The sequence below is a fragment of the Acidobacteriota bacterium genome (genome assembly GCA_028874215.1).
Taxonomy (GTDB): Bacteria; Acidobacteriota; UBA6911; order RPQK01; family JAJDTT01; genus JAJDTT01.
In genome coordinates, this window is the sequence record JAPPLF010000100.1 from 1 (window position 1) to 17,361 (window position 17,361).

The window sequence follows — 17,361 nt, forward strand, 5'->3', positions numbered from 1 at the left end:
CACGGCTCGGAGTCGCAAGTTTGGGGGGATTCCGGATACCAGGGAGTGCAGAAGCAGACAGAGAATCGAGATCGGCCGGTAGATTGGCTGGTGATGATGAAGCCCGGGAAGCGTTGGCGGCTGCCGCCGGAGAGTGAGGCGGCGTTGGCCGAGCGGCGCAAGGCATCGGTACGGGCGAAGGCAGAACATGTGTTCGGGTACCTGAAACGGCATTTCGGCTACGCCAAGGTGCGCTACCGGGGGCTGGCGAAAAACACCCAACGAATCAATCTGCTGGTGGGACTCGCCAATCTGATGATTGCCGAGCGCTCTGGCGTGAACGCCTGATCCGGGCGCGGGAGAGGTGCGTCCAGATTTGGGGAATCTGTCTGAGAATGGGGGTGCCGAGAGCCTTGCCCGGGTGGTAATCCTCAAAATGAAGGTTTGGACACCGAAAAACCGAAACAATAACGGCTCTCACGTCACCTGAATCGACTTGTTCAGACCTTCCCTAACTTGACAGAACGTCATACAGATGTGTTTCCATCCAATCTGTAATGTTTCACACAACACTTCAGTGCCGAGCCAAGATGTCCAAGGCTGGGCTTCGGCGGCTGGATTGGATCCGGTCGGTTTTGAACCGCCTCTACAACTCCGCTCTGGAGGAGCGAAAGTACGCCTGGGAGAAGGAAGAGAAGTCCGTGACTCTGTATGACCAGTTGCGGGGTTTGACGCAGCAGCGGAGAAACGACCCGGACGGGCTCGGGGCCATTGCCGTCAAGGCCGAAAGAGGGATGTTATTTCGCCTGGAGCGAGCCTTCCAGGCCTTTTTCCGGCGCTGCAAGGCGGGCGAGAATCCTGGATATCCCCGGTTCCGACCGATCTCCCGGATGGAGACGATCGATATCGTCGATGCTAAGACGACGATGGTGAAGAAGCGCGCCCGTGGCTACGCAGTCCGTCCCAAGGGCTTTCCGACGATTCGGTTGTTCCCGACCCGGCCCTTGCCCGATGGTGAACTGAAGGCGTTGCGGATCGTCCGCAAGCCGAATCGCCTGTACGTGGATCTGACTTATGAAGTCGAGAAGCAGCCGCTGCCGAAGTGCACCTCGGCGGTCGGAATCGACCTGGGGGTCCGCAAGCGGGCGGTTTTGTCCACCGGTGAGCGAATCGAACGCAACACTCGGGACTGGGCGGAGATCCGGCGGCAACAGAGAAGGATTGCCCGGTGCCGGCGGGGTTCGAACCGGAGGAAGAAGAGAGTCCGCCAGTTGGCGGGAATGCGGTACCGGGAAGTTGTCCGCAACCGGAATGACTGTCACCGGCAGACTACCGAGATCGTCCGCAAGAACGGACTGATTGCGGCAGAGAAGTTGGACATCAAGGAGATGTCGACGAAGGGCCTGAAACGGAAGGGTCTGAATCGAGAGCTGCTCTCACAGCAATGGGGGCTGCTGCGGAATCAACTCCAATACAAGGCAGAATGGGCCGGTCGGGAGTTCGTAGAAGTGGACCCGAAATACACGTCGCAGGACTGTCACCGGTGTGGCGCCAGGAATCGACCTGGGAGGAGCGAGACGTATCGCTGCTCGGCCTGTGATCTCAGAATGGACAGGGACCACAATGCGGCCCTGAACATCCTCAGGGCGGGGGTTCTTGCCCTGGGCGCCGAAACGTGGGCCACCGGGTCGAGCGTGGCGCCGGAACTGTGTACTGATGTCAAGTCAGGTATATAAGCCCCAAAACTTGAGAAGAATGGTCGCCCTGAAGACCTTGCGGTTGCGGTGCCGCGCCGGCCCGTCAAAGCAGGCAGCGGGATTCTGACCGCTCGTTGCGCGGCCGCCTCAGGCGACTCCGCACCAGTCCATGGCCACTTGGGCATAGGCCTTGGTGGCGACCATCAACTCCGAGATGTCCAGGAACTCGTCCACGGCGTGGGCCTGGAGCAGGCTCCCGGGGCCGTAGACCAGGCTGGGAATGCCCTTGGCGCTCAGGAACGCCGCGTCGCACACGGCGTAGAATCCCTGCATAGCGGCGGGCCCCTCGAAGGGCGTGCCCCGGGCGGCGGTTTCATGGGCCGCGGCCATGGCCTTGCAGATGGGATGCTCCCGGTCCACCGAGAAGGGTGGCCAATGCAGCTTCCACTCCACTTCCGGGGGGTTCTCGCGGAGCCACTCGTCCAACTGGGCGGCGTGATGGATCTGTTTTTCCACCTCCCGCTTCACCTCTTCCTCCGACTGTTCCGGGTGGTACCAGATGGCGTATTCGATGGTGCAGTACTCGGAAATGAAGAAGGGGACTCCGACGCCGTGGGGTGCGCCCATGACCACTCCGGGATGGAGAGTGAAATGGCCCGGCTTGAAGAGGTCGTGGATCTTGGTGAGACCCCACTCGTCCTCCAGCTTGCGGAGGCATTCGAAGATGAACATGCCCTTGTCGATGGCGTTGACGGCCACGCTGGCACCGAAGCCGCCGGCCCGGAAGGTCTCCGCCCGGGTGGAGGCGTGACTCGACTTGCCGCGGCAGGTGACCGCCATCCAGAGGAGTCCCGGACTGATGGGAACGATGGCCAGGGGCCGCACCGGAGCCGAGGCCTCGGAGACCACGGCCGCATCCGCCCGGTAGCCTCTTCGAACCGTGGCCGTGACGCCCGCCTCGTGGTCCATCACCTCTTCGCCCACCACGCTCTCCAGGAGCAGATCCCCCTTGAGCCGGATCCCGAGCCTTTGCAGGGCCAGGGCCGCCATGGCCTGGCTCACCACCGGTCCCTTCATGTCGCAGGAACCGCGGCCGTAGATTTTCCCGCCGTCCACCTTGCCGCTGAAGGGGTCCGACCATCTCCAGTCTTCCGGCCGTCCGGTGGGTACGGTATCGATGTGGCCGTTGAAGATGAGGGACTTCCCCCCGCCGGTTCCCTGGAGGACTCCCACGGCGTTGGCCCGGCGGGCCTCCGCTTCCCAGACGTCCACTTCGCAGCCGATGGTCCGGTAGAGCTCGGACACGACCTGGTTGGCATTGGTCTCCCCTCCCAAGACCTCTTCCGCGACCACTCCCGGATACTTGGGATTGATGCTGGGAATCCGGACGACTTCGCTGATCTTCTCGACGATCTCGTCCCGCATGCCGTCGATGGTCTCGAACACCTTGGCCGTGAGTTCCGTCATGAGTGACTCCTTGATGGTCCTGTCTGCCCGAAAACTGGAAGTTGATTTGGCGGTCTGGATGCTATGGGCTCACCGAAGCCCGGTCAAGCCCTCGGGGACCGGATCGCCGGACCTGTGATCGCGCCTTACAGAGAAACCCCGAGGGGCCCCCGCGTGATCTGAAAGTCCACGTTTCCCTGGCTCTGAAGAACCGGGCTGTATCTTCCCGAAGCCAGGTCCAGAACCAGCGCCGACAACCTGTCCTCCCACGAATCGGGGGGCCCGGTGAGCATCAGATCCAGGTCCTGTCCCCGGTTCCCGGCCATGCTGCCGGCATTGGAAACCTGCAGCGTCGGGACCATGACGTGACCCGGCAGGGGTTCCCGGCCGACCCATGCCAGGAGGATCTCCGCTCCTGTGGCCCCAAGACCGGTCAGTAGCTCGACTCCGTGATCGGTAGCGGCTTCCATGATCTGCAGGCCCGACGCGCGCGTTTTCTCCCCGAAGAGGAGCGTGGGCGCCAACGGGTCCGGTTCCACGAGGATCTCCCGCCATGCCGGGCTCTCCATCAGGATGTCCCCCTCCGGGATCACGATCGTGGCCCCGGCGTGGACAAAGCGCTGCACGAGACTGCTCAGAGTCCGGCAGGCAGCCTCGGCCGGGCGGCCCGAAGTCAGGACCGCCATCCTCAACGATTCCACCCCCACGGCTTGCCGCCGGGGAGCGGACCGGCCCGAGAGCGCACGCTGAAACCAGGATTCCACCCGGTGTCCGACCTTCTCGATCCCCCCGTCCAACTGGATGCTGGCCTTGCCGTAGTCCTCGACGTCGCCGCCCATTCGGGTCAGTTGGCCGGTCATGTAGTCGTTGTGGGTCGCCTCGCAACCGTGCTCCAGAAAAAGGCCGGCCGCGACCGTGGGATGGGTCAGATGGCCCAGGAGGGTGCGCGAGTAGAGTTGACGCGTCTGACCTCCCGAGCAACCGCAGCCTTCGGTGTGAGGGAGGGCCACGAACCGGGAAACCGCGCTGTCCCCTCCGGCCTGTCGGTGGGTGAGCCGCTGGGCGAGGAGACGGGCAATCTGGCTGGAGCAGAGACTGGTGGGAAGGATCAGTCCGATCTGATGGGTGACCCAACCTCCGGGAGTCCGGATTCCGTCGAACCGGAGCCGAGAACCGGAATCGGGGGGCTTGAGCCGAATCGGGACGTCGACGCAGGGCCGCCGCGCATTCTGGAGACGGACCAGGTTGGAGCCGTCGGTCTGCTGCCAGTTTCGCCAGAGCGAGACCTGGGAATGGCCCGCCTTCTCGCCGACGCTCCGGCGACCCGAGGCCACCTGCAGAGTCAGGTCGAACAGTGCCCGTCCCAGATCCTCGAGGGGCGTCCCTTCCAAGTAGGCGCCGGCATTGAAATCCATGTCCCGGGAAAGGAGACGGAATCGTCCGCTCGTGGTGACGATCTTGATGGTGGGGACGAAGGGGAAGTTGGTGACCGATCCGTTGCCGGTGGTGAAGAAGATGAGATTGGCTCCCGAGGACACTTGACCGGCGAGGCTTTCCAGGTCGTTTCCGGGACTGTCCATGAAGTAGTACCCGGGTTCCGTCATCCGCTGGGCGTAGTCGATGACGTAATCGAGCCGCACGTGCGCGTGGCGCTTGGTGGCGGCTCCCAGGGACTTGATCACGATGTTGTAGAGCCCTCGGAGGATGTTGCCGCCGGAGGGGTTGCCCTGAGCCGACTCACCGTGCCACGCGACCCTTTCCTTGAAATCGGCCACCTTGGACAGGAAAGCCCGCGCCGTCTCCAGGTCGCGGACGTTTTGGAGGACGTAGGCTTCGGCTCCGATAAGCTCGTCGGTCTCGGCCAGATTGGCCGATCCGCCCTGACGCAGAAGCTCCCTGGCGACCCAGCCCGAGAGAGGGTTGGCGGATATGCCGGAGAAGGCGTCCGAACCGCCGCACTGGAGAGCCAACCGGAGGTTCGTCATCGGCTGAGGCGTCCGCCGGCAGGAGTCGACCCGGGGAAGCCAGTCCCGCACGATTCGCTCGCTCCGGCTCAATTCGTCGCGGAAGCTGTCTTTCAGGGTCAGGAAATGATGCGGGACGTCTCCGAGGGGGAAGCCGTTTCGCAGCAGGTGCCGTCTCAGGCGGTCGTTGGTCACGGCTTCGGTGCCCCGGTCCACGCAGAGCACGGCTCCCACGTTGGGATGGACCACGAATCCCGAGAGGGTGGAAAGAACCAGTTCCAGGTTGTTGGGCTCCGTATCCTGTCCCCCCTCGGTGTGGGCCACGGCAACGATGCCGTCCACGTTTTCCAAGGGTTCGGCTTCCCCCTTGAGACGTTCGGCCAGGACCCGGGCGAAGCTCCCGGTGCGGGAGGAAGTCCCCAGGATCACCACGTAGTTGCGGGTCCCGACGCCTCGGTCCGGAGACCTCTCGTAGCCCGGGAAGGTCCCGACCGGAAGATCGCGGGGTGTCCGGAGGCCCGGCTCGAATCCTGCCTCGTCCATAAGGTAGGGGTCGATGCGATCGGTGAAATTGGGAGCCTCGGGCAGGGAGATATCCAGGTTCCGTCCCGAAAGAGCCTCCACGGCCCTTCGATTGCAAACGTAATTTCCGGGAGCGATGTTCCGGCAGGCGAATCCGAAGGGAAATCCCCACGACAGAAGCGCTTCCCCCTCGGCGATGGGAGAGACGGCGAATCGATGCCCCTCCATGACGGTGTGATCCAGAACCAGATCGCCGCCCTGGTATTCGATCCGGGTCCCCGGAGGCAGGGTGCGGATGGCGATGGCGACGTTGTCCTCGGGGGCGGGGAGTCTTCCGATCTCCTGGAACCGGTAGTGTGGCATCGTCTCCAGTAAACGACGTTTAGGCGCTTCGTTCGCGGCGGTTACGCGCCGCCGGAACGCTTCCCTACTTGATGAGGGAAGCCACCTGCTTGAATTCGGCGGTGCCCGAGACTTCCAGGAGCTCGAACAGAGCCGACTCGACACTGGTCAGGATCACCCCCGACCGTGCCATGCGGTCCAGCGCCGTCCGGTAGTCCAACTCCTTGCGGGATGCGACGGCGTCGACGGCCAACTGGACCTGAAAATCCCGGGAAAGCAGATCCAGGGCCGTTTGCTGAACGCAAACGTGCGCCTCCGTCCCCGAAACCAGGATCTGCCGGATTCCCCGGCTCCGGATGCCGGAGACCAGGTCCGGGGCCCCGCAGCAACTGAAGGTGGCCTTCACGACGGCGGAGTTTCCGCCGAGCGCCTCCAGGATACCGGGCTCGGTATGTCCCAGTCCCTTGGGGTATTGTTCGGTAACGAAGATGGGAAGGCCCAGGATCCGGAATCCGCGGACCAGCTTGACGACTTCGGCGACCATCGCCTGCCCGTTTCGGACCGCTTTGGTCAGCCTGGTCTGGACGTCCACGACCAGCAGGGCCGTGTGAGCCCGGTTCAGAATCTGCGGGTGGCGCTTCATGGCTATTTCGGGCCGCGGCCGGAGCGCCTCAGTCGTCACGGCCTCCCAACAGCCCGGCTCGAAGCAGGAAGTAGAGCAGGGTCATCAAGGTGGAGACGGCGGCGGCCACATAGGTCAGGGCGGCCGCGTTGAGGACGCGGTCCACGCCGCGCCGCTCCTGAGCGGTGACGATGCCCTGTTCCACGGCGAGCCTCTTGGCCCGGGCCGACGCATCGAACTCCACGGGAAGGGTCACGATCTGGAAGGCCAGGACGGCGGAAAAGAGGATCGCTCCCACCAGGACCATATTCTGGCTGGCCATGAAAAGGCCCACCAGCATGACGATATACCCCACCGACGACCCGATGTTGGCCGTCGGAACCAGGATCGACCGGAGCCAGAGAGGTCCGTAGCCTTCGGCGTGCTGGATGGCATGGCCGGCTTCGTGGCAGGCCACGCCGATGGCGGCCACCGAAGAGGAGCGGTAGACGCTCTCGGACAGCGCCAGGGTCTTGTTCGTGGGATTGTAGTGATCCGACAACATTCCCGACGTCTGCACGATCTTTACGTCGCTGATGCCGGCGTAGTTGAGTAGATGCCGAGCCGCCTGGGCCCCGCTGAGTCCTCGCATGGACAGGACTTTTGAGTATTTGTTGAAAGCCGATTTGGTCTTGAAGCTGGCCCACAGGGAAAGGCCCAGGGCCGGCAGAATCATGAGCAGATAAAGCGGATCGAAGAACATGGATTCACCTCCATCGGGATGGATTACCGACCGCGCCGGCATCCGCTCCCGCTACTATCCCGTATTTCCCGCGCCCCGTCCACCCGGCCCGTAGCGGGTGGAAACCGGGTCCGGTGAACCCGGCTCGATTGCGGGAAGCCGATCCGGCGTATGCAATCCGGCCGGTAGGATATTATACGTAAGTAGTTGAGAAACGGTTTCCTCAGAGAGGCTTATGGACGATCATCCCGAGTCCGAGATCAAGTCGGAAGAATTCCAGCAGCCGCCCGGAGAGGCGGCCGGCCCGGAGCACGGGGACGGCGAGGGACTGGTCCTGGTCTCGGAGCTCCTGCCGGAAGAGATCCCCATCTTTCCCATGGCGGTCCGTCCCTTCTTCCCCGGCCTGCCGGTCCCCATGGAGTTGGGAGGCGACCAGTTGCGGCTGGTGGAGCATGCCATCGAAGCCTCGAACAAGACCTTGGGGCTGGTTCTGGTTCGCGATCCCGAAGGCAAGAGCTCTCCCGAGAATCTCCATCGAATGGGTGTGGCGGCCAAGATCGTCCAGGCGGGTCAGTCCGAGGACCACGAGGGGGCCCATCTGGTGATGAACTGCATCGAGCGGTTCGAGATCCGGGACGTCCGGTCGATCCCGGCCGGGATGGTGGCCCGGGTGGAATACCATCCGGCGCCGGGGCTGTCGGTCAATCCGGAGCTCAAGGCCTACTCCATGGCCATCGTCGCCACGCTCAAGGAACTGATCAAGCTGAATCCCCTCCAGTCGGAAGCGATCCGCATGTTCCTGAGCCGCTCCACCCTGGACGACCCGGGCCGGCTGGCCGACTTCTCCGCCAGTCTGACCACGGCCAGCGGCCAGGAACTGCAGAAGATCCTGGAGACTCTGGACGTCCGCCGGCGCATCGACCGGACCCTGGTCCTGCTGCGGAAGGAACTGGACCTGACCCGCCTCCAGAACAAGATCACCAAGCAGATCGAGAAGAAGATCTCCAGCCAGCAGAGGGAGTTCTTCCTGCGGGAGGAATTGAAGGCCATCAAGAAGGAGCTGGGCCTGGAGAAGGAGGGGAAGGACACCGAGGTCGAGAAGTTCCAGCGCCGGTTGCGCCGGTTGCAGCTGAACGAGGAGGCGGAAGATGCCATCGAGGACGAGATCCGGAAATTTCAGTTGCTGGAGGCCGCCTCTCCCGAGTACGCGTTGACCCGAAACTATCTGGACTGGCTCACCATCCTCCCGTGGGGCCGGTTCAGCAAGGACTCGTTCAATCTGAAGCGGGCCAGGCGGGTCCTGAACCGGGACCACTACGGCCTGGAGGACGTCAAGGAGAGGATCCTGGAGTTCGTGGCCGTGGGCCGGATGAAGGGCGGCATCACCGGCTCCATCATCTGCCTGGTGGGTCCGCCCGGGGTGGGAAAGACCTCCATCGGACGGAGCATTGCCGCGGCGCTGAACCGGAAGTTCTACCGTTTCTCCCTGGGGGGGATGCGGGACGAGGCGGAGATCAAGGGGCACCGCCGGACCTACATCGGGGCCCTTCCGGGGAAGTTCATCCAGGCCATGAAGACGGCGGGAACCTCGAATCCGGTCATCATGCTGGACGAGATCGACAAGGTGGGCGCCTCCTTCCACGGCGACCCGGCGTCCGCGCTGCTGGAGGTCCTGGACCCGGAGCAGAACGAGTCCTTCCGGGACCACTACCTGGACGTGCCCTTCGATCTCTCCCACGTCCTTTTCGTGACCACCGCCAACCAGATCGACACCATTCCCGGTCCTCTCCTGGATCGAATGGAGGTGATCCGCCTTTCAGGCTATATCCTGGAGGAGAAACTGGAGATCGCGCGGCGTTTTCTGATTCCCAAGAACCTGGAGCACCACGGTCTCAAGAAGGGGCAGCTCAGGATCCATAAGCTGGCTCTGGCCCGCATCATCGACCACTATGCCCGGGAAGCCGGAGTGCGCGGCCTCGAGAACCAGATCAAGAAGATCATGCGCCGGGCGGCCGTGACTCTCTCCGAGAATGGCGACGGACCCGTCGTGGTCCTGAAAAGGCACGTGGAGGCCTACCTGGGGCATCCCCTCTACGAGGGAGACGAGATCTTCGACTCGGCGCCCGGCGTCGTGACCGGACTGGCATGGACGAGCCGGGGCGGAGCAACGCTACAGGTGGAGGCCAGCGCCGTCGCCGCCAAGAACAAGGGGTTCAAGCAGACGGGTCAACTGGGCGACGTGATGGTGGAGAGCTCGGAATTGGCCTACTCCTACGTGAGGGCCCACGCGGCGGCGTTCGGGGGCGAGGCCGGTTACTTCGACCGCCACTTCATCCATCTCCACGTCCCCGCGGGCGCCACGCCCAAGGACGGTCCCTCGGCCGGAATCACCATGGCCACGGCACTGATCTCCATGGCCACCGGCCGGACGGTCCGCAAGGGACTGGCCATGACGGGAGAGTTGACCCTGACCGGCCGGGTGCTGCCCATCGGCGGAGTCAAGGAGAAGGTCATCGCCGCGCGGCGGGCGGGATGCAGGACGCTCGTCTTTCCCGAGGAGAACGAGAAGGGCTTCCGGGACCTTCCCGACTATCTGAAGGAGGGCCTGGAGGTGCACTTCGCCCGGGAATACGAAGAGGTGTTCCGGGTCGCGTTTCAGGGCTGAGCAGGTTAGCGGAACCGGATGGAGTAGAGGTCCGCGTCCTTCATCACGAACCGCAGTTTCACGGGCTTTCCGGCGATCCGCCTCAGGGGATTGTCGGAAGTCGTGGCGGCCAGGTCGCGTTCCCAGCGGACGAAATACTCGATCTCGTCTCCCCAGATCAAGGGAGACTCCTCCAAGCCGAAACTGGCAAGGGCCTGTCCCTGGGCGTCCTGGATCTCCACGTGAATGCTTCCGGCAGCCGAAGTGGCGAAGTTCAGCACTAGGTTGGAGCCTTCGAAGACCAGGGGCCTGGTCACGAACTCGCCGCCCCCATGACCCGCGTGCATGGAGACGAAACCGTCGGTGCGCAGCACCATCCGCTCCAGGTAGATGCTGGGGGCCTTGTAGTTGCGAAGCATGTAGAGGGAGAGTTCGTCGGGAGCGGTGGCCACCGTCCCCGCAGCCAGGAGATTGTTCCGGTTGAGCCAGTTTCTGGGGTCCCGGCCGGGCCGGACGAAAGCTTCCAGGAAGCGGTGCCAGTGATAGCCGTCACGGCTGGACATGAGCACCACATCCGAAATACCTGGCCGGGGAGAGTCGGGGTAGTGGTTGCGCCAGGGATGAAAACGCTTGGGGAAGCCCAGGAAGATATGGGGAGCCCGGATGTACGGGGCCGTGCCGTTGGTGTAGAGGTGCTCCAGCGGCGCGTCCCCGAAATCGCCCCATTCTCCGGGGGTCCAGTTCAGGAAGTCGTCGGACTCGGCGATCTTGATGGTGCGGACGCCTTCGGTAAAGTCGCGGTAGATGGCCAGATAACGGCCCCGCGCGTGATCCCAGACCGGGATGTTCAGGGAATCGAAGGCTCCGTCGCTGATGACCGGCTCTTCCTGCATCTTCTCCCAACGGAATCCGTCCGCTGACTTGAGAGCCAGCAGGGGGCCTCCGCACAGGGCCTTGAAGCGTTCCGCTTCCGGGACTCCCGGTTTGGGGTCGAGCATTGGCGCCAGGTTGTGAGTGCCCTGCCGGTCCAGACGATGTTGTTGTCCCGGGAGCCGTTGAACTCGTGGATGCCGACGGAGGGGCGTTCCCAGCGAATTCCGTCGGAACTCACCAGGACACACCCGAACTCGGGATGTTTCGGGATCACTTCCTCACCCGCTTCCAGCATGGAGGGAGGCGTCGCCGTGGGGTCGCTGCTGCCCCGGTAGTACATGAGATAGCGGTCGCCGTCCCGGAACACGGTGGTGTAAAAGCAGGTGTTGCCCTCCCAGGGCTTGTTGAGCTCCAGAAACTTGCCCGCCGAAACGGGAGCATGAAGGCGCTTCGTCAACCCCTTGGTCCGTTCGATCAGGAAGTCGTCGACGAACAGTTCCAGCCGGGACCCCAACTGCAATGGTTCGTGGCCCTCCGCCTCCAGCGGCGCTGTTGCGTTGCCGACGATCAGGCCGATCAGGGACAAGAGAGTGAAAACTCGCACCATGTGGCACCTCCTTGGATCTTCCGGAGCATAGCAAAGGGCCGGATTCCGGTAAATCGCGGTTGCAAGACCGTTAGCTGCGATTCGGAGAGTGCTGGTCCCGCCGAGTGGGAATGGGATTGGACTTCAGCTCCAGGGTCAGGTCGACCAGGCCCTGCACGGCCGCTTCCAGGAACTTCTCTCCCTTCTCCAGCGTCGCCAGTGTGGCGTCACCCATGACGCCGCTGGGCGTGAGAGCGCTCCAGTAGGGCATCAGGTTGGCGGAGGCGCTTCCGGCGATGCCGCCCGACAGCAGGTCGAACCGAAAGCTGGACGACATGGGGGAGCGCTCGTCGACGGCTTTCTCCATCTGCACCAGCTCGGGCTTGAGCGCCAGATAGAGAGAGGTCTCGAACTCACAGGCGTGGGAAGTTCCGCCGAAGTCCGACTCCCTGATTTCCCGGCCCACTTCCTTGACCTTGCCCAGGCCCCAGTGATTCACCGAAGCGCAAAGGATGCGGCCTTCGTGCTCCAGGATGGTGAGCCGGGCCGCCAGGTCCAGGGGGGAGGTGTTGGATCCGTGGCCGTTGACGATGAGGATCCTCCGGAATCCGTGGTGGGCCAGGCTGCTGCAGACGTTCTTCACGTAGCGGATGAAGACGTCCCAATCGATGGTCAGGGTCCCGTGAAAATCCATGTGGTGGGGGCTGTAGCCGTGGGTGACGGCGGGCGCCAGGACCGCCTCATCGGGGATTCTGGCCACGGCCCGCTCGCAGATCTCGGTGCAGAGTCGAACGTCAACGTCCACCGGGAGGTGGGGGCCATGGTCCTCATAAGTCGCCACCGGCAGGACCGCAACCCGGTCGCAGTCGGCCGCTTCCTTGATCTCATACCAGATCATCTCGGCAAATCGATATTTCATCTCGTCCTCCTTCCGATTCAGATGCCCAATACCGGATTCCACCACCGGACAGGACTCGGTATCAAGAGTCGTTTCTTCACCGTCGTAGTAGACTGGGTGCGAACGAACAGTGGAGGATCCCCATGACCAACTCGAGCGCCCGGCTTCCGTTCTTCTCCTTGTTTCCCCTGGCCATGTTCGGATGCACCTCACAGGAGCAGTCCCCCCGGACCGAGCCTGGAATCGTCCAGGCCAGCGCTCCCGCACCGGCTGCGGCCGCGGATGTGAAACCTCTTCCCAACAAGACCCGGTCCGGACCCATCGTCTACACCAAGATCGGCATCGTCACCATGGACGCCAAGCCCTGGGAATTGGAATACAACTACGGACGCCTCGAGTCGTACGTCCGGGAGGCCGCCCGCAGGGGAGCGGAAGTGGTGGTGGCGCCCGAGGCGGTCCTGGACGGTTACGTCTGCTACGCCGCTCCCGACGTGACGCGGGAGCGGATGATGGAGGTGGCCCAGAGCGTGCCCGACGGGCCGTACATCGTGCGGGCGCGGCGGCTCTCCCGGGAGCTGGGAATCTACCTGGTCTTCGGGTTCCTGGAACGGTCGGGGCAGGAGATGTTCAACAGCCTGGTCATGACCGATCCCCAAGGGGAAATCCTGGCCAAATACAGCAAGATCCACGTGGGGGGCGAGTCCTACATCACGCCGGGACGTGAGTTGAAGCCGTTCGATACGCCGCTGGGACGAATCGGCTTCCTCATCTGCATGGACCGCACGGTTCCCGAGAACATCCGGACCCTGGGAGTCCAGGGAGTGGAAACGGTCTTTCTCCCCATGGACGGAGGGGGAGGACCCGAAAACACCAAGAGAATGGCCCGGTACGCCCGTGAGAACGGTTGCTGGATCATCATCGCCAACACCTGGAGCGCGGCCATCATCAGTCCCCGCGGCGACGTGCGCCTGGAGAAGTACGAGAACGAGATGGTGAGCATCGGCCGGGTGACCCCATGGGAGGTCCCCCGGGGACTGGACCGGGGCTCCATGATCAAACGCCGGCCCGATCTGTACGGACCCCTCCTGAAGTCGTACGAACCGGTGCGCTGGTATGACGACGAGGGCTATCCCACGGCTTGGGCCGAGTCGCAGAGGGCCAAGCACCGCCAGGACATCAGCACCTCCAAGTAAGCCGGTGCCGACCCCGTCCGCGAAAGATCACGAACCCTCCGCGCCGAGCCTGCGCCGGGCCCTGGGACCGGGCATGGCTCTGGCCATCGTGGTGGGAAACGTCATCGGTTCGGGAATCTTCCTGAAACCGGGAAGCATCGCCGCCGAAGCCGGCGACTTCCGCCTGATCCTGTCGGCCTGGCTTGTGGGCGGGGCCGTCTGTGTCCTGGGCGCCCTCTGCTTTTCGGAGCTGGCCGCCATGCTGCCCCGCACCGGGGGCCTGTACGCCTTTCTCAAGGAGGCCTACGGAAAACCCGCCGGCTTCCTCTTCAGTTGGAACGAGTTTCTCTTCAACCGCCCCGCCAGCATCGGCGCCCTGTCGGTGGCCTTCGCGGGCGCTCTCGGTCTCACCATGGGCAGGACCCTGACTCAACTGGAGACCATCCTCCTTGCCCTGGGCCTCATCCTGCTTTTGACCTGGGTCAACATCCGGGGCGTCCTCTGGGGTGGATGGGTGCAGGGGGGCACGACTCTGGTCAAGGCCTCGTTCCTGGGCCTGGTGGCGCTGCTGCCGTTTCTCATGGCCCCGATCACCGAGACCGGGATCGACTGGGCCAACTACAGCTCCAGAGTGGAGCCCTCAGGCGACATGGCGGGTGGGACCCGCTTCGGCCTGGTGCTGCTCTCGGTCATGTGGGCCTACAACGGCTGGCACGGGATCACGCCGGTGGCCGAGGAGGTCCGGGACCCGGAACGCAACATTCCCAGGGCCATGATCGGCGGCGTCGGTGTGCTGATCGTGCTCTACGTCTCGGCCAATATCGCCTATCACGGGGTGCTCTCGATGGACGAGATGGCCGCGGCGGGACCCCACGCGGCCGAGACCATGGTGGCGGCCCTGCTGGGGCCGTTCGGCGCCGCGGCCATGGCGGCCGTCGTCATGTGCAGCACCTTCGGAGGGATCAATAGCAATCTGCTTCTGTCCACGCGGGTCCCGTTCGCCCTGGGCCGGGACCGCCTCCTGGCGCCCGTCTTGGGAACGGTCCACGCCGCCTACCGGACTCCCTTCGTCGCCATCATCGTGCAGGCTGGTATGGCGTCGCTCCTGGTGATCGTCTCCGGCCTGCTCATCGAATTCCTGGGCTGGTCGGGAGAGAAGACCATCTTCCAGATCCTCACCGACTTCATCATCTTCGCCAACAGCATCTTCTACGTCCTGGCCGCGGCCGCACTCTTCGTCCTGCGCCGAAAGCGGCCCAACTGGAACCGGCCTTACCGAACCTGGGGGTATCCCGTCGTTCCGGTGCTCTATCTTTGCTTCTACTTCTGGTTCCTGACCCAGGTGTACCTGGGAAAACCCTTCGAGGCCAGCGCGGGCGTCGTCCTCATCAGCACGGGAATTCCTGTCTACTGGATCTTGCGCCGGAGTCGCCGCTGACTTGACTACCACTGAAGCCAAGTAGGAGACAGCCCTGCCAATGAAGAATCCACCCCATCCGGGCCGCATTGTCCGGCAGGATTGTATCGATCCCCTGGAACTGACCGTGACCCGGGCAGCCGAACTTCTCCGTGTGAGGCGTCAGACTCCGAGCAATCTGGTCAATGAGAAGGCGGGTATTTCTGCCGAAATGGCCATCCGTCTTGAGCAGCTCGGATGGTCCACGGCGGACCACTGGATGAGGTTGCAGGCCACCTGCACTCTCGCCCAAGCACGCCGTACCCAGGACCGGATCAAGGTTGAGCGCTACGAGCCGCATCCCGTCTGAGATCAGGACTACGGTGATCAGCGAGCGGACCGTTTGGGGGACGGGAACGTGACTGTCCCTTGCGCCTGTCCCTTGCGCCTGACATGCTCCGCAGCCGGATCTTCGACGATTCGACAAGGAAGCGGTGTTTCACCACGCACGTGGGTAAGTACCTCTTCCAAGGCCTCTTCCACCTCGCGTCCCACTCGGGTGTGCTGAGTCGCCATCGGTACTTCTCCTCATGCAACCCAGTGGCGAAAGAGCGGCTTCACGTTCTCCGGCAATCCGTCGTAGACGTGCTGGGGCACGGGAACGACGACGTTGTCCATGATTCCGGTCTCGTCCACCATCCGGGTTCGCTCCACGGAACCCGGCATCAGGACGTCGAGATTCAACCACCAGGGCGCGAACCGCACGGCCATGCCCACGCGCGCCTTGTCGCTCACGTTGTGGGAGATGGCGTGCCAAAGCCGGCTGTCGAAAAGCAGGACGCTGCCCGCGTCGCCGGTGGCCCGGATCTCGCTAGGAAAAGTTGCCATGGGGTCGACCCCGATGTCGCCGGTGGGGTTGTTGGGGTGGCGGTGGCTGCCCGGCACGATGATGGTGGCTCCCGTCTCCTCGGTGAAGGGGGAGAGCATCCAGAGCGTGGTCAGGTGCTGCACCGCGTCGGCGTAGGGGGCGGGGATGTGACCCGCGTTGAGTTGATTGAAGGGCCAGTCGGCGTGGAGCTTCCCCCTTTGGTTTCCCGGATAGCTGATGTGGGCGGTGGTGAAGGAGATCCGGTAGTGGGGTCCGAAGAGGGACTCGGCCACCCCCAGGAGGCGCGGGTCGGCCAGGTAGGGCGCGAACGACTGGTCGAAGGCAAGGAGTCCCTTTCGGCTGCCCAGTCCCTGGATGTTCTCTCCGGTTCCGTGCCGGGCTACCGTCTCCTCCACGTGTCGGCAGATCCCTCCGACCCGGTCCGCGGGAATGACGTCCTCCAAGACGTAAAAGCCCTGCAGATCCAGGTGCATGAGCGCTTGCCGGACGATTTGTTCCGTCTCTTGTGTCATGGCGATTCATCCTCATGGTTTTCCAGGTCCAGGCCCAGATCATCGGCCACTGCCAGAACTTCGCGCCAGGTGGCCTCTGGAAGGACGATGCCTTCCCGTCTCCGCCTTTGCCGCTCCCTGGCTTCCCGCTCCCCCGGAATCCGAATCTCGTCGAATCCGGGAGCCCTGGGGGACGCCTTGATTCGTTCCAGGAACCCCTGCATTTGGGCGTGAAATTTCTCCGGGCGGGCGAAGCTGGCCACGTTGATGACGTTGAGAAAGACGGCGTTCCCTCCCCGGATCCGGTCCCAGTCGGTGCAGCCGGCGCCGCTCAGGGCTCCGGCCAGAGCCTCTACCGCGAGCCCGAGGCCGAATCCCTTGTATCCCGCCGGCCCCCCCAGGGGAAGCAGGGAACCGGGAGGGTCTTCCAGGATCACGCCCGGATCGTTGGTGGCGCGCCCGCGGCTGTCGATGAGCCAGCCGTCGGGAACCGGTTCCCCCAGATTATGCGCCAGAGCTACCTTTCCGCCGGCGGCGACGGTGGTGGTCATGTCCAGGATCAGCGGTGTCCCGCCCGTGGGCACGCCGACCCCCATGGGATTGGTGGAGAGGCGGGGATCGATCCCGCCGAAGGCTGCGGCCAACCCGCGCTGACCGTGGGCGTTGGCCATCATGATTGCCGCCATGCCCTCGCCGGTGACCATTCTCAGGTAGTCGCTGAGGCGGCCCAGATGGTTGCAGTGGCGCACGCTGACCACGCAGGTGCCGGCTTTCCGAGCCTTCCGGATGCCTCGGAGCGTGGCCTCCCGGACCACCACGTGTCCGAAGCCCCAGTTCCCGTCCAGGACCAGTGTCGAGGCGGTCTCCCGAATCACCTCCACCTGCGCCCCGGGGACGATCTCTCCATTGGAGACCTTGTTCACGTAGCCCAATAGAGAAAGTGTGCCGTGAGAATCGTGGCCCGACAGATGGGCGTCGATCCCCAGCGAGGCAACGGTTTCGGCCTCCGCCGGAGTCGCCCCCGCCGCTACCAGGATGCGTTGCAGGATTCGGCTCAGAGCTTCAGGTTGAAATCGAGGCACCTGTCCCCCTCTGGCAGGGTCCCCCGGCGGGCCGGAA

The 17,361-nt window shown here is 63.9% G+C and carries 15 protein-coding genes; 6 read left to right on the forward strand and 9 right to left on the reverse strand.

Features of this window, described 5'->3' with window-relative positions; translation table 11 throughout:
* Together OXT71_19970 and OXT71_19975 are read left to right on the forward strand one after the other, a co-directional pair.
* The coding region (locus OXT71_19970; protein MDE2928668.1) for a transposase at positions 1-327 on the forward strand (327 nt) is incomplete at its 5' end.
* 242 nt (positions 328-569) lie between these two features.
* Complete coding sequence (locus OXT71_19975) at positions 570-1,715, forward strand: transposase (GenBank protein MDE2928669.1); 1,146 nt, start codon at positions 570-572, stop codon at positions 1,713-1,715.
* 108 nt (positions 1,716-1,823) lie between these two features.
* Here the strand turns inward: OXT71_19975 and OXT71_19980 are convergent, their stop codons facing one another.
* The 4 genes from OXT71_19980 to OXT71_19995 all read right to left on the reverse strand — a co-directional run bounded on the left by OXT71_19980 (position 1,824) and on the right by OXT71_19995 (position 7,314).
* Positions 1,824-3,143, reverse strand: coding sequence for an ArgE/DapE family deacylase (locus tag OXT71_19980; GenBank protein ID MDE2928670.1), 1,320 nt, complete (start codon positions 3,141-3,143; stop codon positions 1,824-1,826).
* Between the two features lie 125 nt (positions 3,144-3,268).
* Positions 3,269-5,971 carry a UxaA family hydrolase gene (locus tag OXT71_19985; GenBank protein MDE2928671.1) on the reverse strand — a complete coding sequence of 901 codons (2,703 nt, stop codon included), beginning with the start codon at positions 5,969-5,971 and terminating at the stop codon, positions 3,269-3,271.
* Between the two features lie 64 nt (positions 5,972-6,035).
* The gene (locus tag OXT71_19990) at positions 6,036-6,593 is read right to left on the reverse strand and encodes an isochorismatase family protein (protein ID MDE2928672.1); all 558 of its coding nucleotides are present in this window, start codon (positions 6,591-6,593) and stop codon (positions 6,036-6,038) included.
* A gap of 28 nt (positions 6,594-6,621) precedes the next feature.
* Positions 6,622-7,314 carry a zinc metallopeptidase gene (locus OXT71_19995; protein ID MDE2928673.1) on the reverse strand — a complete coding sequence of 231 codons (693 nt, stop codon included), beginning with the start codon at positions 7,312-7,314 and terminating at the stop codon, positions 6,622-6,624.
* 214 nt (positions 7,315-7,528) lie between these two features.
* On the opposite strand from OXT71_19995, the gene lon reads away from it, so the two are divergent.
* Positions 7,529-9,958 carry an endopeptidase La gene (gene lon, locus OXT71_20000; protein ID MDE2928674.1) on the forward strand — a complete coding sequence of 810 codons (2,430 nt, stop codon included), beginning with the start codon at positions 7,529-7,531 and terminating at the stop codon, positions 9,956-9,958.
* 5 nt (positions 9,959-9,963) lie between these two features.
* Here lon and OXT71_20005 read toward each other — a convergent pair whose 3' ends face one another.
* From OXT71_20005 to OXT71_20015, 3 genes are all read right to left on the reverse strand, one after another.
* Positions 9,964-10,830 carry a hypothetical protein gene (locus tag OXT71_20005; GenBank protein MDE2928675.1) on the reverse strand — a complete coding sequence of 289 codons (867 nt, stop codon included), beginning with the start codon at positions 10,828-10,830 and terminating at the stop codon, positions 9,964-9,966.
* Positions 10,785-11,417 carry a hypothetical protein gene (locus tag OXT71_20010; protein ID MDE2928676.1) on the reverse strand — a complete coding sequence of 211 codons (633 nt, stop codon included), beginning with the start codon at positions 11,415-11,417 and terminating at the stop codon, positions 10,785-10,787. The genes OXT71_20005 and OXT71_20010 overlap by 46 nt, the downstream gene beginning before the upstream one ends.
* 70 nt (positions 11,418-11,487) lie before the next feature.
* A complete protein-coding gene (locus OXT71_20015; protein MDE2928677.1) occupies positions 11,488-12,315 on the reverse strand; it encodes a creatininase family protein in 828 nt (275 codons plus the stop codon).
* Positions 12,316-12,437: 122 nt separating this feature from the next.
* Here OXT71_20015 and OXT71_20020 point away from each other — a divergent pair, with 122 nt between their 5' ends.
* Genes OXT71_20020 through OXT71_20030 form a run of 3 tightly spaced genes read left to right on the forward strand, consistent with a single transcriptional unit; the run spans position 12,438 to position 15,232 of the window.
* On the forward strand, positions 12,438-13,487 hold the full coding sequence (locus OXT71_20020) for a carbon-nitrogen hydrolase family protein (GenBank protein MDE2928678.1): 1,050 nt from the start codon (positions 12,438-12,440) through the stop codon (positions 13,485-13,487).
* Positions 13,488-13,491: 4 nt separating this feature from the next.
* Positions 13,492-14,904: an amino acid permease gene (locus OXT71_20025; protein MDE2928679.1), complete on the forward strand. Its 1,413-nt coding sequence runs from the start codon at positions 13,492-13,494 to the stop codon at positions 14,902-14,904.
* A gap of 34 nt (positions 14,905-14,938) precedes the next feature.
* Complete coding sequence (locus OXT71_20030; protein MDE2928680.1) at positions 14,939-15,232, forward strand: HigA family addiction module antitoxin; 294 nt, start codon at positions 14,939-14,941, stop codon at positions 15,230-15,232.
* A gap of 218 nt (positions 15,233-15,450) precedes the next feature.
* Here the strand turns inward: OXT71_20030 and OXT71_20035 are convergent, their stop codons facing one another.
* Together OXT71_20035 and OXT71_20040 are read right to left on the reverse strand one after the other, a co-directional pair.
* The gene (locus OXT71_20035) at positions 15,451-16,263 is read right to left on the reverse strand and encodes a phytanoyl-CoA dioxygenase family protein (protein MDE2928681.1); all 813 of its coding nucleotides are present in this window, start codon (positions 16,261-16,263) and stop codon (positions 15,451-15,453) included.
* Positions 16,260-17,324, reverse strand: a complete 1,065-nt coding sequence (locus OXT71_20040; protein ID MDE2928682.1) for an Ldh family oxidoreductase — start codon at positions 17,322-17,324, stop codon at positions 16,260-16,262. Before OXT71_20040 ends, OXT71_20035 begins: the two co-directional genes overlap by 4 nt.
* Positions 17,325-17,361: the final 37 nt, after the last annotated feature.

Coding starts and splice junctions, on each gene's coding strand:
- OXT71_19975 (MDE2928669.1), top strand. CDS start 570: ATGTCCAAGGCTGGGCTTCGGCGGCTGGATTGGATCCGGTCGGTTTTG.
- OXT71_19980 (MDE2928670.1), bottom strand. CDS start 3,143: ATGACGGAACTCACGGCCAAGGTGTTCGAGACCATCGACGGCATGCGG.
- OXT71_19985 (MDE2928671.1), bottom strand. CDS start 5,971: ATGCCACACTACCGGTTCCAGGAGATCGGAAGACTCCCCGCCCCCGAG.
- OXT71_19990 (MDE2928672.1), bottom strand. CDS start 6,593: ATGAAGCGCCACCCGCAGATTCTGAACCGGGCTCACACGGCCCTGCTG.
- OXT71_19995 (MDE2928673.1), bottom strand. CDS start 7,314: ATGTTCTTCGATCCGCTTTATCTGCTCATGATTCTGCCGGCCCTGGGC.
- lon (MDE2928674.1), top strand. CDS start 7,529: ATGGACGATCATCCCGAGTCCGAGATCAAGTCGGAAGAATTCCAGCAG.
- OXT71_20005 (MDE2928675.1), bottom strand. CDS start 10,830: ATGCAGGAAGAGCCGGTCATCAGCGACGGAGCCTTCGATTCCCTGAAC.
- OXT71_20010 (MDE2928676.1), bottom strand. CDS start 11,417: ATGGTGCGAGTTTTCACTCTCTTGTCCCTGATCGGCCTGATCGTCGGC.
- OXT71_20015 (MDE2928677.1), bottom strand. CDS start 12,315: ATGAAATATCGATTTGCCGAGATGATCTGGTATGAGATCAAGGAAGCG.
- OXT71_20020 (MDE2928678.1), top strand. CDS start 12,438: ATGACCAACTCGAGCGCCCGGCTTCCGTTCTTCTCCTTGTTTCCCCTG.
- OXT71_20035 (MDE2928681.1), bottom strand. CDS start 16,263: ATGACACAAGAGACGGAACAAATCGTCCGGCAAGCGCTCATGCACCTG.